Source organism: Chryseobacterium arachidis (assembly GCF_900129245.1).
In the GTDB taxonomy this organism is placed as follows: Bacteria; Bacteroidota; Bacteroidia; order Flavobacteriales; family Weeksellaceae; genus Chryseobacterium; species Chryseobacterium arachidis.
The window spans coordinates 1-14872 of record NZ_FQUT01000025.1; the positions used below are offsets into that span (position 1 = coordinate 1).

General features: G+C 35.4%; 13 protein-coding genes and 2 tRNA genes. 6 read left to right on the forward strand and 9 right to left on the reverse strand.

The features are described 5' to 3' along the window. Positions 1 to 517: 517 nt before the first annotated feature. From BUA89_RS22425 to BUA89_RS22450, 6 genes are all read right to left on the reverse strand, one after another. Positions 518 to 838: a hypothetical protein gene (locus BUA89_RS22425; RefSeq protein ID WP_072964227.1), complete on the reverse strand. Its 321-nt coding sequence runs from the start codon at positions 836 to 838 to the stop codon at positions 518 to 520. Positions 839 to 902: 64 nt separating this feature from the next. After that, the gene (locus BUA89_RS22430; protein ID WP_072964229.1) at positions 903 to 1748 is read right to left on the reverse strand and encodes an SH3 domain-containing protein; all 846 of its coding nucleotides are present in this window, start codon (positions 1746 to 1748) and stop codon (positions 903 to 905) included. A gap of 61 nt (positions 1749 to 1809) precedes the next feature. Beyond that, complete coding sequence (prmA, locus tag BUA89_RS22435; RefSeq protein ID WP_072964231.1) at positions 1810 to 2637, reverse strand: 50S ribosomal protein L11 methyltransferase; 828 nt, start codon at positions 2635 to 2637, stop codon at positions 1810 to 1812. 273 nt (positions 2638 to 2910) lie between these two features. After that, entirely contained in the window at positions 2911 to 3624 is a 714-nt protein-coding gene (locus BUA89_RS22440; protein WP_072964233.1) for a 3-ketoacyl-ACP reductase, read from the reverse strand. A gap of 68 nt (positions 3625 to 3692) precedes the next feature. After that, on the reverse strand, positions 3693 to 4913 hold the full coding sequence (locus BUA89_RS22445) for an MFS transporter (RefSeq protein ID WP_378126393.1): 1221 nt from the start codon (positions 4911 to 4913) through the stop codon (positions 3693 to 3695). A gap of 270 nt (positions 4914 to 5183) precedes the next feature. Further along, positions 5184 to 6857: a glutamine--tRNA ligase/YqeY domain fusion protein gene (locus BUA89_RS22450; protein ID WP_072964237.1), complete on the reverse strand. Its 1674-nt coding sequence runs from the start codon at positions 6855 to 6857 to the stop codon at positions 5184 to 5186. Positions 6858 to 7017: 160 nt separating this feature from the next. Here BUA89_RS22450 and BUA89_RS22455 point away from each other — a divergent pair, with 160 nt between their 5' ends. Together BUA89_RS22455 and BUA89_RS23245 are read left to right on the forward strand one after the other, a co-directional pair. Beyond that, a complete protein-coding gene (locus BUA89_RS22455) occupies positions 7018 to 8151 on the forward strand; it encodes an alpha/beta hydrolase (protein ID WP_072964238.1) in 1134 nt (377 codons plus the stop codon). Positions 8152 to 8587: 436 nt separating this feature from the next. Beyond that, entirely contained in the window at positions 8588 to 8755 is a 168-nt protein-coding gene (locus BUA89_RS23245) for a bacteriocin-like protein (protein ID WP_178362494.1), read from the forward strand. Positions 8756 to 8769: 14 nt separating this feature from the next. Here BUA89_RS23245 and BUA89_RS22465 read toward each other — a convergent pair whose 3' ends face one another. Together BUA89_RS22465 and fbp are read right to left on the reverse strand one after the other, a co-directional pair. After that, the gene (locus tag BUA89_RS22465; protein WP_072964242.1) at positions 8770 to 9774 is read right to left on the reverse strand and encodes an o-succinylbenzoate synthase; all 1005 of its coding nucleotides are present in this window, start codon (positions 9772 to 9774) and stop codon (positions 8770 to 8772) included. Further along, complete coding sequence (fbp, locus tag BUA89_RS22470; RefSeq protein WP_072964244.1) at positions 9775 to 10791, reverse strand: class 1 fructose-bisphosphatase; 1017 nt, start codon at positions 10789 to 10791, stop codon at positions 9775 to 9777. Positions 10792 to 11102: 311 nt separating this feature from the next. Between fbp and BUA89_RS22475 the strand changes: the two genes are divergently transcribed. From BUA89_RS22475 to BUA89_RS22490, 4 genes are all read left to right on the forward strand, one after another. Then, positions 11103 to 12341 (forward strand): aspartate kinase, encoded by a 1239-nt coding sequence (locus tag BUA89_RS22475; protein WP_072964246.1) that lies wholly within the window; start codon positions 11103 to 11105, stop codon positions 12339 to 12341. A gap of 23 nt (positions 12342 to 12364) precedes the next feature. After that, positions 12365 to 14206 carry a lysophospholipid acyltransferase family protein gene (locus tag BUA89_RS22480; RefSeq protein ID WP_072964248.1) on the forward strand — a complete coding sequence of 614 codons (1842 nt, stop codon included), beginning with the start codon at positions 12365 to 12367 and terminating at the stop codon, positions 14204 to 14206. 98 nt (positions 14207 to 14304) lie between these two features. Continuing rightward, a tRNA-Phe gene (locus BUA89_RS22485) sits at positions 14305 to 14377 on the forward strand. A 116-nt stretch (positions 14378 to 14493) separates the two neighbouring features. After that, positions 14494 to 14566 (forward strand) — tRNA-Phe (locus BUA89_RS22490). Between the two features lie 105 nt (positions 14567 to 14671). Here the strand turns inward: BUA89_RS22490 and BUA89_RS22495 are convergent. Further along, a partial coding sequence (locus BUA89_RS22495) for a transposase (RefSeq protein ID WP_143152336.1) occupies positions 14672 to 14872 on the reverse strand: 201 nt, incomplete at its 5' end.

A 14872-nucleotide genomic window follows, 5' to 3' on the forward strand; every position in this document is an offset into this window, starting at 1 on the left:
TATTTTCCTCCTCAAATTTCATCATCTCAAAGTGCTCAATTAATAATTCGGGTAAGAATAATTTCAGAATTTCAGCATCATTTAACATTCCACAAAGTTACTATTTTTATTTTCTCCCCAACTTTTGAGACTGATCCGAAATTTTCCAACATTATTCAAATCCTGAACTCCATTGTCAATCATTTAGCAAAATTTCACTGATTATAAAACCATCCGGATACTTGTTAAATCCATCTTTTTGTTTTAGAAACCCAACAACATCATTTGCCATTTTTTCATCGGAGAAAACACCTATTTCTCTTTCATCATCTCAAAATGTATGAATCGTATAAGCATGACTTACCTTGAAAACCGTCTTTAAATTTAGTTTTTTAATGATTTGGCTGTAATCAGGAACAAAGTCGTCTTCGGGTAAATAATCTCTTCCAATCTCCCCAACAACTTCAGTAAATCCATTTTGCCAGTTTATCTTATTCAGAGCAACTTTCTTTAAATAAAAATCATCAGTTGAATATAATTAAAACCAAAGGTTACTAAAATATTTTGCAAAAATTTTCAATCCCCGTTCTACTTTTTCATTAATTTCCTTAAGCTCCAAATGTTCAAAATTCTCAGGATAAACATGATATTCAAAAGGGATAATCATCTCGCCCAATAACTCACTCCAATATTTCTCTTTTTCTTCCAAAGGAGTATCTTTAGAAAAATGTTCGACCTTTGAAAAATCCGGTACTGAAGGTGCATTTTTACGATCCACTTTATCTTTAAATTCTTTTAATCTTGGATAAATAAAGTCTGAAAGTGTATATTTCAAATCATAAAGTTCTGCTTTTGTCATTATATAAAATTTAAAAAACCACCGTAAATATACAGTGGTTTCAAATAATATCGTCAAAAATTCCTTATTTCAATTTATAAGAATTTCCGTTCCAGATATAAGTTTTCGAAGCTCTTTTTTTCTTTTCTCTATCCTTTTCGTCTTTCTCCATTTCTTCCATTTTCAAGATAAAAGCATTCGGAATTCCGCCTTTATCGTTCGGAAAAATAAATTCTTCGGAATGATAGTAAACGTCAGCATCTCCAACGTTCATCAATTGTGGCAGAGCAATCAGTTTTTTATCTTTAAACAAAACATATTGATCATAACTCGGAATTCCGCATGCTTCGCCGGAAACAGTAGCCTTCAGAGTTAATTCTACATTTTGTAGCTTGTGATTACTTTCAATATTGAATGTTCCAAAACTAAGACTTTCAGCCGATCCGGTCTCGAAAGAAACCTCATCAATTAGAGTATTTCCTTCCACAACTTTTATAGCTGCGATATTTTGTTGAATATTGATTTCAGGATATTGCTTATCTTTTTTGTTGACTGTTTTCGTTAAGCCGAAAAGAAAATCGTACCCGTTCTTGTTTCTATAGCCTACTGCAAGATTTCCGCCCCAAACGTAACCTTCTGAAGTTTTATCCCCTTTTTGATAAGATATTTTATACCAATTGGCTCTTCTTTCACCCAATTTCAGAATGGTTTCTTCTTTTTTAAGAATTACAATCGGCTGATTCGTCTGCAAAGAATCCAGAATCTGAGCATTGGTATTGGGAGACTGCCGGACCCTTGTCCAATCCGTGAATATTTTCTGTGTTTTATTTTCTTCAAAATGGAAAACTCCGTTTGCATATTCATAATCTTCTTCCTGCGCAGAGAAAATCTGAACAATGAGTAAAAATAAAACAGTGAATAAGGTTTTCATAATTTTAGGTTGAGACTAAGATTGAGGTTGAGTTTAAGGTTGATATTAATCTGCAAAATATTTATTTTTCAAGCAATAAACTTACCCATTCTTCGCGTTGAAGTTTCTTTTTCAGTTCCAAATTATTCTCTTTACAAACTTCAAGAATATCATCAACATCAAAGAAACACAATCCTGAAAGTAATAATTTCCCACCTTCATTCAATACAGAAACATAAGTCGGGATATCTGAAATAAGGATATTTCTATTGATGTTGGCCAGAATAATATCGTAATTTTCTTTGCCTAAATTTTCTGCAGTTCCCAGCTCAATATCCAGCTCTACTCCATTTCTTACCGCATTTTCTTTTGAATTTTCAACCGACCACTCGTCGATGTCGATTGCTTTTGTACCTCCGGCTCCGATTTGTTTTGCATAAATCGCTAACACTGAAGTTCCACAACCCATATCCAACACTTTTTTTCCGTTGAAATCGATATCCATCATTTGCTGGATCATCAAATGCGTTGTCGGATGATGCCCTGTTCCGAAAGACATTTTTGGCTGAATGATAATTTCATGCATTCCAGGAACAGATTCGTGGAATTCTGCTCTGATTAATACTTTATCATCAATATTAATGGGCTCAAAATTCTTTTCCCACTCTTCGTTCCAGTTGATGTTCGGCATTTCCTGAAAAGTGTATTCAATTTTTACCTCTTCATTCTGAAAAAGTGGTAAAGCTTTTAATTCTTCTTCATTAAATAAGTCCTTCTGAATATATCCTAAAATTCCATGAATTTCCTCCGTAAAGCTATCGAAACCTATCTCAATAAGTTCTGCCATTAATATTTCGTTCCACGGTTGAAGCGGAGAAATTCTGAAATCGAATTCTAAATAATTTTGCATGTGAATAATTTGTTGCAAAAATAAAGAATTAACACTAGAATCTTTACAGTTAGTATTAGAGATGTCACACTGAGCCTGTCGAAGTGTTTTTAACGCAAAGCGCGCAAAGACTTTTTAATGCTATACTGCATATTTTTGTTCGCAAGGGCGTTTCACTCAGCTAAGTCGCTCTTAGCAATGACAATTAAGTATAAAAAAAAAGCGAACCGAAGTCCGCCGTTATTTAAAAGTCATAAAAAACTAATTTCTAATATCTAGTTTTTAGCTTCTATACTATGGATTGGTAGAGAAAATAGAACCATTTGCGATTAGCGCTCGTCTGTTCATTTTCAAAATATCTCTTACCCATTCTGCGAAGTCTTCCGGCTGAAGCACTTTATCAGGATTTCCATCCGTTAAACCACCCTGAATCGACATATCTGAAGCAATTGTACTTGGAGTCAATGTAATAACACGGATATTTTGTTTTCTCCATTCTGCCATCATCGATTGCGATAATGAAACTACGGCTGCTTTTGATGCTGCATAAGCAGACATATTCGGTCCACCTTTCAAACCTGCTGTAGAAGCTACGTTTACGATATCACCTTCACCTTTCGCCTTCATGAACGGATGAACTGCTTTTGCGGCGTAATACACTCCGAAAAGATTGGTTTTGATGACCTGTTCCCAAGTTTCAGAAGACATATCTTCTATAGATCCGAAGTCACCGATTCCTGCATTGTTAATTAAAATATCAACACCTCCCAACTGTTCAGCCAAAGATTCAATTCCGGCTTTTACCTGGATTTCGTTATCCACAGAAAAAACGGCATAGCCTGCATTTACCCCTAATTTCTTGATTTCTTCAACCGTCATTTTAAGATTTTCTTCATTTCTCCCCGTAATTCCTACATTTACCCCTTCATTTGCCAGTGCTAACGCTACTGCTTTTCCTAGGCCTCTACCACCACCTGTAATGATGGCATTTTTCCCGTTTATATTCATTATAATCGTATTTTATTCGTTTAAGCAAATTTACAAAAGAAGTTTTGCATCGGCGGTGTTATTGATTTTTATTTTTCATGATCAGATGACTTGTCACCAATCATCCACGGAACAATGTAGTAAAAGGCAACTGCCGTCATTCCAAGGAGAATTCCTGTGCCAATCCAAAGAATGGTAAAACCGAAATTTTCAGCAATGAATGTCCCTAAAGATGGTGTAATGATAAAGGAAAGTGAAAATGCAATTCCTAAAAGTCCCATATAAGAACCTTTATTATGAGTTCCCGACCGAAGCGAAGTGATTGTCGCCATAAACGGCAATGCCCAGATTTCTCCTACACTTAAAATAGAAATTGACACTACCAGAAGCCAGATTGAAGTATCCGCAGCCAACATTCCGAAAGATACGGCGCAGAAAAGAGTTCCTAAAAACATCGTTGTTTTCAGCTTTAAATATTTTTCTGCAATCTGAACCATAATCATTTCCATCACCACAACGATTACCCCGCTGAATCCTAAAATATATCCGATGGTCTGAGGCGAAAGCTTGGCTTCCTGCTTGTAGAAAATCGTCAAAGTATTCAACAACTGGAAAAAGCATACGGAAAACATGAAACACGCCGCTGCAAAAAGGATGAAACGGGTGTCTTTGTAAGGTGACACGGCTTTTATATCGGCAGTTTTATCTATTTTATCTTTATTTCGATAGCTTCTGTTTCTGAAAAAGAAAACATAGGTCAATCCAGCCAATAAAGCTCCGATTGCGTTGGAATAAAAAAGAAAATCATAGGAAATTGCCGCCAAAATTCCACCTAAAGCCGGGCCAACGGAAAACCCAAGATTAACCGCCATTCGGTTGAGGGAAAATGCTCTGGTTACATTTCCTGGTTTTGCATATTTTGAAACCGCTACAGAATTGGCAGGTCGAAAAGCTTCACTTATTGAACTCTGAATAAAAATAATTGCCGCCAAACCGACTTCTGTATGAAAAAGCGGGATTAAACAAAACATAGGAACACTAAGGAAAAGGCTTAAGCTCTGTACTTTAAATTCTCCGATTTTATCAGTAATCATTCCGCCAAACCAAGAACCTACCACGGAACCGATTCCGAAGAAACTTAAAACGATTCCGGCACTTTTAATGTCGAAATTTAAATGATCCGTCATGTAAACCCCGAGAAACGGCAAAACCATCGACCCCGATCGGTTGATGAGCATTACCAAAGCGAGCATCCAGCTTTCCGCTGAAAGTCCTTTGAATGAGTTGATGTATATTTTTAAAAATTTCACAATTTTGATTTTTATATATTTTTAAATTATTGTTGATAGGATTGTATCCTATCCTTTAGAAGGGCGTCCCTTCGGGACTTTTTTTTGATTTGATAATCAATTCGTAAAACGTCATTTCGAGTAGGTTTAAAAAACCGTATCGAGAAATTTTATTGATATGTTCTCGATACATTTTTCTCCATTTTATTTCGAAAAAAACTCGAACTAACGAAAAAAAACAGGACTTAAAAAATTAAGCCCTGTTTCATTTATTTAGATATAAATAATTTTTTACTCCGGCTTATAAGAGTCTTTTAAGGTCACAGTTCTGTTGAATACAAAATTTGTATCCGTAGAATCCTGATCCTTTGTAAAATAGCCAATTCTCTGGAATTGAAGAGGTTCTCCAACCGCCACATCTTTTAAACTAGGTTCAGCAAATCCCTGAACTGTAGTAACAGAGTCTGGATTGATGAAATTTAAGAAATCTACATCTTTCTCAGCATCAGGCTGTTCCACCGTAAATAATTTATCGTAATTTCTTACTTCCACAGGAATTGCGTGTTTCGCAGATACCCAGTGAATAGTCCCTTTTACTTTTCTTAAACTTTCTTCAGTTCCGCTTCCAGACTTGGATTTTTCATCGTAAGTCGCATAAATGGTCGTGATTTCTCCATTTTCGTCCTTCTCTACTCTTTCACCTTTGATGATGTAAGCAGATTTCAAACGAACTTCACCACCTAACTTTAGTCTGAAGAATTTATTATTAGCTTCTTCCTTAAAATCTTCACGTTCAATATATAATTCTCTGGAGAACGGAATTTCTCTGGTTCCTGCATTTTCCTGTTCAGGGTTATTTTCAGTTTCCAGCCATTCTTCCTGTCCTTCAGGATAGTTTTCAATGATTAATTTAATAGGATCAACTACTGTCATTACACGTTTTGCCACTTTATTCAAGTCTTCACGAACGCAGAATTCCAATAACTGAAGTTCAATTAGATTTTCTCTTTTGGCAACTCCTACTTTTTCAATAAAATTCCTAATAGCAGTGGCAGTATACCCTTTTCTTCTCATTCCGGAAATCGTAGGCATTCTTGGATCATCCCAACCGCTCACTACATTTTCAGCAATCAGCCTCTGTAATTTTCTTTTGGAAGTAATCATGTAAGAAACGTTCATCCTTGCAAATTCTCTTTGCTTGTTTTTCACCTTTCCTTCTTCATACACTTGGTCTAGATACCAATTATACAATGGCCTATGGTTTTCAAACTCCAAAGAACACAATGAGTGCGAAACCTGTTCGATATAATCAGACTCACCATGTGCCCAGTCGTACATCGGATAAATTTTCCAAGCTGTACCGGTTCTGTGATGAGGTTTATTTAAAATTCTATACATTACAGGGTCACGCATGTTCATGTTCGGCGAAGTCATATCGATCTTTGCACGAAGAGACATCGAACCACTTTCGAATTCACCGTTTTTCATTCTTTCGAATAAATCTAAAGATTCTTCAACAGGACGGTTTCTGTATGGAGATTCAATTCCCGGTTCTGCCGGATTTTTTCTTTGCTCAGTAATTACTTCAGATGGCTGCTCATCTACATAAGCTTTTCCTTCTTTAATCAACTGAACTGCCCAATCGTAAAGCTGCTGGAAGTAATCGGATGCATACAAAACTTTATCCCACTTAAAACCTAGCCATTCAACGTCTTTCATTATAGAATCTACGAATTCCTGCTCTTCTTTTTCAGGATTCGTATCGTCGAAACGAAGGTTTACGGGAGCATTGTATTTTTCACCCAAACCGAAGTTGATGCAGATCGCTTTGGTATGACCTACATGCAGATAACCGTTTGGTTCAGGCGGAAAACGGAAACGGAGCTCATCTTTTGTAAGTCCGTTTGCCAAATCATCTTCGATAATTTGCTCAATAAAATTGAGTGATTTTTTTTCTTCTTCCATTAAAATTCGCTTTAAAGTGCCGCATTATACGACAATTTGCAAATTTAAGAAAATTTAAGGGTTTAAGAAAATTATAATTTTTGCGCTACAATAAATACAGATTCAATATTTTTATTTACCTTAGAGAAACTTAAAAAAAACTTATAACACATCTTCTCAAATGGCCGTTTATATCCTAAGCAACAGGAAAATTGTCCGTCATAAAGGTGAGAAAGCCGACTCTTTTTCCAATGACGAATATTCGATTCCTAATTTCAGGATCGCAAAATGTGATTTTGATACCTATAAGGAACCCACCGCAGCTGCCAGAAAAAAGAAAGACTACACCAATAGAAATATCCTCAATTACAGGCTGTTTTCTGAGCCTGAAAAACAGGGATATCAGGATGTTTTGGATGTTCTGTTAAATGAAAAAGGCATTAAAACCTCGCCTTTAACGGCCAATAATCTCGGCGGAACTCAGAGAATGTTCTACGAATTATACAAAAACATGTCTTCTACAAAAGAAAGAAGCGATGTTCTGATATTTATCCATGGGTATGCCTATAATTTTGATGATGAACTGAAAGCAATTCTCGATCTTAAAAAACTATATATTGATAACCCGCTTTCTCCCGTAGAACATATTTTATTTGTGAGCTGGCCGGCTGCCAATAGCATCATGCCTTTGACATATTTTGATGACAAGGCTTCAAGCATTAACTCCGGGGCTTCGCTGATGAGACTCTTTTATTTTTACACCCAATTTTTGAAAGATATTTTTTCGAACCGCGATCTCACTCCCTGCAACCAAAGAATTCATATCATGGCTCATTCCATGGGGAACAGAGTGCTGCAAAGTATGCTGTACAGCCTGAAAAAAGAAAATATTCTGAGAGTGATCGATCAGGTTTTACTGCTGAATTCCGATGTGACTTATAAAGTTTTTGAGGACTCGGAAGATTCATTTAACAAGCTTCCATTATTGGCAAACAGAGTTTCGATTTATTTAAACAGGAAAGATACCATCTTAGGAATTTCGCAGTTTACCAAAAATATTCTGACTCCAAGGCTGGGAAAAAACGGACCGAGTGATATTGAGAAATTTAAAGATATCGTTTCTGTTATCGACTGTACATTCGCAGAGGATGATATCCTGACAGGTTTTAAATATGATATCGGAAACCATTGGGGATATCTTTCCAGCTCGATGGTTCAGAATGATATTTTTCAAAACTTGTATGGTGTGGATAGGAATCTTATTACAAACAGAACTAAAAATAATGAAAATATTTTCACAATTATTTCTCAATAATTGATTACAATTAAATTATTAAAAATATCAAATGCTAAACATAAAAAGAGTTCCACAGGGTGGCACAGAGATTGTAAAATCATTAAACAGAGAAATACTAAATTTTACATCATGAAAAAAGTTAAAAGAAAGTTTTCTTCGTTGTTAGAATACATCAAGAAGGCGATTTTTATAAAAGACGTGATTTAATAGCTTAATATAAACCTTTAAACACAAAAAAAATTATTCGACCCTACAATTACTATTTTATTTCCTAAAAAACAATTTCTTATTGTTATTTTACTATATTTCAGAGTTTTATGAAACTTTGATTCTATCTTATTTTTTTAAATTTCGTCTTAAACTAATTCACTTCAAAGTGTGTTAATTTAAGTTAAATGTATTGTGCAATACAAAAAATAGATTCATATTTATATTACAAATCAAAATATACATTATGAAAAATCAGCAAAAAATCAACAGAGAAAAATTAAAAACCATCAAAGGAGGAAGACCACCTCTTGGATGCAACAACTGGAACCCGGCTGCAATGTGCTGCAGGTCATGGGCTCCTGACTACTGTGGCCAGGCTACCTGTCCAGATTCTCCTGCTCCGGCATGTTAATTAATTCTCTTCTGTTAAATTTTGAACCATAGCAGCTCATTTTTAAGCTCTAAATGGGATTCAAAATTATTGACAAATAAAGCTCCGGTGCCCAAACCCTGTGGCATCGGGCTTTTTTTTGTGAAAGTATATTGAGCGATTGCATTTAAGCCAATATTACTTTCCAATGCAGAAGTAATCCACCAACCAATATTATGATTTTCAGCAAGATAAATCCATTCATCAGATCCGGAAAAACCTCCTACCAAAGCTGGTTTTAAAATAATATATTGAGGATTTATAGCTTCTAAAAGTTTTTTCTTTTCGTTAAAATCTGTGATTCCGATTAATTCTTCATCTAAAGCAATTGGAGTCGGAGTATTTGCACACAACTCTGCCATATCATTCCAATTTCCTGATTTTATAGGTTGTTCGATCGAATGAATATCTAAATCTGCCAACTGCTGTAAAACAATTTTTGCTTCTTCTTTTGTAAAACCACCGTTTGCATCAACACGAAGCTCCAAAGTTTCTTTTGAGAACTTCTGTCTTAATTTGTGAAGAATTTCGTGCTCTGATTTCCAGTCTACCCCGATTTTTAATTTAATACAGTGAAAACCATTTTCAAGTTTATCCTGAATCTGTTCTTCCATATAATTGATGTCGCCCATCCAGATCAATCCGTTGATGATAATCGGAGTTTTACCTTCTGTAAATTCACTCGGAAAATATAGATTTTTACCATATTTTAAATTCAAAACAGCCTGCTCGTAGCCAAACCAAATGGAAGGAAACTCTTTTAAATTTTCCCTTAAAAAATCAGTATCTTGTTGAATATTTTCACAAAGCCATTGCAGTTTTTCTTCATAATCCGGTCTGTCATCAAAGCTTAACCCTCTGAAAATCGCACACTCTCCTATTCCCTTTTTTCCATTTTCTGAAATTTCGAGAATAAAGGTTTCTTTTTCATGCAAAACGCCGCGAGATGTTCCACTCGGGCGTTTGAATTCTAATAAATATCTTGAATATTCTGCTTTCATTTATTTTACGCTGTCGATTCGCATAAACTCCTCCGCTTTTTCTACCATATCGATGCTTCCACAGAAAAACGGAATTCTTTGGTGAAGTTCCGTTGGCTCAATTTCCAAAATTCTTCTAAAACCGTCGGTTGCTTTTCCTCCTGCCTGTTCAGCGAGGAAGGCCATCGGATTACATTCGTACAATAATCTCAATTTTCCGTTCGGAGCCTGTGAATAAGATGGGTAAATGTAGATTCCACCTTTCAGCATATTTCTATGAAAATCAGCCACTAAAGAACCAATATATCTTGATGTATACGGTCTGTCACCTTCCTCCATCTGGCAATATTTAAGGTAATTTTTAACTCCTTGAGGGAATTTGATATAATTTCCTTCATTGATGGAATAAATTTTTCCTGTTTTCGGAAACTGCATATTCGGGTGAGAAAGATAATATGTTCCTAAAGACGGATCCAATGTAAATCCGTTCACTCCATTTCCGGTCGTGTAAACAATCATTGTCGATGAACCATAAATCACATAACCCGCTGCAATCTGGTTAATCCCTTTTTGTAGAAAATCTTCCAGCTGAACCGGAGTTCCAGGCTCGGTGACCCTTCTGTAAATAGAGAAAATCGTTCCTACAGAAACGTTTACATCAATATTGGAAGAACCGTCAAGTGGGTCGATGAGTACAACATATTTACTTAAATGTCCGTTTTCACCACATTTAATATCAATAAAATCATCATTTTCCTCGGAAGCAATTCCGCAAACAACCTCTCTCTGAGACAAAGCTGTAATAAAAATTTCATTGGCAATTACGTCCAGTTTCTGCTGCTCTTCCCCCTGAATATTCTGATTTCCGGCAGCTCCTGCAATATCTACAATTCCGGCCTTGTTAACTTCTCTGTTTACCACTTTAGAAGCCAGTCTTATTGCGCTAAGAAGACGGGAAAACTCCCCTGTAGAATACTGAAAATCTTCCTGCCTATCAATAAGAAACTCTCCTAAAGTCTGTAATGGTTGCTCTGACATATCTTACTTTTTACTTTTCCCAAATTTCGTAAAATTTATCACATTTAAAAAGAATTATTAACAAAAGACATTACATTCTAATAATCAATACAATACAAAGCTTATTTTTCATTATATCTTAAAACCTTATCATAAAATAATCCCCAAAATTTTGCAGTAATCCCAATATTGTGAGGCAATTTCCAATTTTAATAAAATCTTAAGCCTATCACCGTATTAGACTATTTCATATCTCATTGTAAATTTATAATTTTGTCACCCGTAAAATATTCCCACAAATTTTATCTAACAATTTTATTATTAACAATTTAATGAAAATTTTCAAGTTTGGTGGAGCATCAGTAAAGGATGCCGAAAGCGTAAAGAATGTGTCTATGGTTTTAAAAAGCCAGGGATTTGCCAAATGTCTGCTGGTAATTTCAGCGATGGGCAAAACGACTAATGAGTTGGAAAAAGTAGTGGAACTTTATTTTAAAAAAGATAACTATCAAACTGAAATTGAAAAGATAAAACGAAAACATATAGAGATTGCAGAAGGTTTATTCCCTGAAAATCATGCTGTTTTTGCGGAAATTAATTTATTCTTTGATGATATTGATTCTTTTTTAAGAAGGAACAAATCTCCGAATTACAATTTCGTATACGATCAGGTGGTAAGCTGCGGAGAAATGATTTCTACTAAAATTGTAAGCGAGTATTTGAACGAAATCCAGTTTACCAATCAATGGTTAGACGCCAGAGATTATGTAAAAACAGATAATTCTTACAGAGAAGGAACAGTTGACTGGACTAAAACAGAAGAATTTATTTCAAACTTAAATAAAGAAATCTGCTACGTTACTCAGGGTTTCATCGGTTCGGATGAAAATAATTTTACGGTAACTTTGGGAAGAGAAGGTTCGGACTATTCGGCGGCGATTTTTGCCTATTGCTTAAATGCAGAAGCTATGACAATCTGGAAAGATGTTCCGGGAGTAATGACGGGAGATCCAAGAAAATTCAAGGATGTGTCTTTGCTTTCCAATATTTCTTATGAAGAAGCCATTGAGATGGCGTATTACGGAGCGAGTGTTATCCACCCGAAAACATTACAACCTCTTCAGCAAAAAAACATTCCATTTTATGTAAAATCTTTCGTAGATCCTACAAAGGAAGGAACAAAGGTGGGGAACTCAGACAAAAACCAAAGTGAGGAATCTTACATTTTAAAAGAAAACCAGACTTTACTGAAAATTTCTACGAGGGACTTCTCTTTTATCGCAGAAGACCACATGAGTCTTGTTTTCGGACACCTTTCTAAAAATAAAATAAAAGTTTCTTTGATGCAGAATTCTGCAATTTCATTAGCTTTATGTTTGGAAGATAAATACAATACGGTAGATGCACTTAATGAAGATTTGCAGAAAGTATTTAAGACAGAAGTGATAAAAAATGTATCTTTATTTACTGTAAGAAATGCGAAGATGGAGAACATTGATAAATTTTACCAGGAAAAAAGTGTATTATTGGAGCAGATTTCGAAGAATACACTTCAAATGGTAACACAATAAAACTAATTGCGACTAAACACAATATGAGTTTAATTTCGAAAAACGATTTAATTAAGGCTTCCGGCTTAAGTAAAATAGGGTTCCTGAAGAATCCTGTAGCATCTGCTGTCATGAGCATTGCTAAAATAAATGAAGTAAATAAATTATACGACAAACTAAAAGACAAGGAAGGTAAAGACTTTTTCGACTCATTTGTGAGGGAGCGAAACTTAAGCTACATAGCTTTTGAAGAAGATTTGGCAAAAATCCCGAAAACAGGGCCGTTTATTTTGGTTTCCAACCATCCTCTGGGTGCGATTGACGGGATTTTGATGTGCAAAGTCTTATCGGAAGTACGTCCGGATTTTAAGGTGATGGGAAATTTCCTTCTGGAAAAAATCAAGCCAATGGAGCCCTACGTCATTTCTGTAAACCCTTTTGAAGGAAGAAAAGAAGCCTACAGCAGTTCATCAGGAATGCGCGAAACACTGAAACATCTCCAAAACGGAGGCTGTGTGGGTATTTTTCCAGCCGGGGAAGTTTCTAACAAAAATAATCCGTACGGAGAAATTTTAGATAAAGAATGGGAAAAACCAGCGCTTAAGCTGATAAAAATGGCAAAAGTGCCGGTAGTTCCTATGTATTTTCACGCTAAAAACAGTCGCCTTTTTTATCAGATAGCCAAAATTCATCCCAATTTGCAGACTTTGATGCTCCCTGCAGAAATGATGAATGAGCGGGAAAAACCAATCAGAATCAGAATAGGAAGACCAATTACTGTAAAAGCGATGGACGACATGGAAACCATTGAGGAATTGGGCGAATTTCTGAAACGTAAGGTTTATATGATGAAATCTTACTATGAAAAAAGAAAATCGCTTGCTCAGGTTATTAATCTTCAAAATTTATCGGTAAAATTTCCTTTGCTTAAAGAGGAGAATATCGTTCAGAATATCATCGATGAAACGCCGAAAGAAGATATTTTAAAGGATATCAATAAACTGAAAGGCACAGACAAAATGTTCTTCAGCAACGGAAACTATGAAGTTTACTTTACGAGCTACGAAGAAATTCCTTCTATCATGAGGGAAATCGGTCGTCAGAGAGAGCTTACTTTCCGTGCGGTGGGTGAAGGAAGTAATCTTCCTTTTGATCTTGATGAGTATGATAAGCACTATCATCACCTTTTCCTTTGGGATAATGCTGAAGAAAAATTGGTTGGAGCGTATAGAATGGCTTTGGGTAAAGAAGTCATGAAAAAATCCGGCATCAAGGGGTTTTATACAAGTTCTTTGTTTGAATTTGAACAGGACATTCATCCTTTCTTTAAAAAGGTGATTGAGATGGGACGTGCTTATATCTGTCAGGAATATCAGCAGAAGCCCCTACCCCTTTTTCTTTTATGGAGAGGAATTGTCCATGTCTGCTTAAGAAATCCGGATCATAAATTTTTAATGGGAGGCGTAAGTATTTCCAATAAATTTTCAGAATTTTCAAAATCTCTGATGATTGAGTTTATGCGTTCGAATTATTACGATTCTGCAGTGGCACAATATATCACCCCGAGAAATGAATATAAAGTAAAACTTCGCGACAGGGACAAGAATCTTTTCTTTGATGAAATGGAATCTGATTTAAACAAATTAGATAAGATCATTGACGACCTTGAACCTGAATTGAGATTGCCTGTATTAATAAAAAAATACATCAAGCAAAATGCGAAAGTTATTGCCTTTAATGTTGATCCAAATTTCAATGATGCGATCGACGGGTTAATGTATATCCGAATTAGTGATCTTCCGGAAAGCACGATTAAGCCTGTATTAGAGGAAATGAGTGACCAAATCCGCAAGGAACAGGAAAACAATCAAGCTGAGAATCAATAGGTTTTTAAGTTTTGTTAAAAAAAGTACCGTTAATACTTGCTTCATATACCAAAACTTACTACTTTTGCATCACTTTAAAACAACGAAGTAACAAGAATGGTTTCTTAGCTCAGTTGGTAGAGCAATGGATTGAAAATCCATGTGTCCCTGGTTCGATTCCTGGAGAAACCACTTTTAAAAACCACCTGTAACAAGGTGGTTTTATTTTCAAAGTTTTAAATAAATTTGTAAGAGTCGATAATTATTATTACTTTTGCACCACTTCAAAAAAGAAGTAAAAATTAAATGGTTTCTTAGCTCAGTTGGTAGAGCAATGGATTGAAAATCCATGTGTCCCTGGTTCGATTCCTGGAGAAACCACAACAAACAAAGCCTCTCTAATTTATAATTGGAGAGGTTTATTTTTATGGATCAGTCTCAAAAGGGATCAAGCGCAAAAAGTGGATCAAGTACAAAACTTGTGGACTAAGCAAAAAGTTTTGATAATCTGAACAGGAAAAACGATTTATCTCTTACTCCTCTGAGCTGTAATCTGAAGTTTTTTATTTTTGCATTAAAGGATTCTGCTGAGGCGTTAGTGCTTCTCTTCTCAAAATAATTAAGAATATCGCTGTAGTGGCGGGTAATCGTTCTTTTTAAGGTAGTGAAAGATTTAAAGCCTGATTC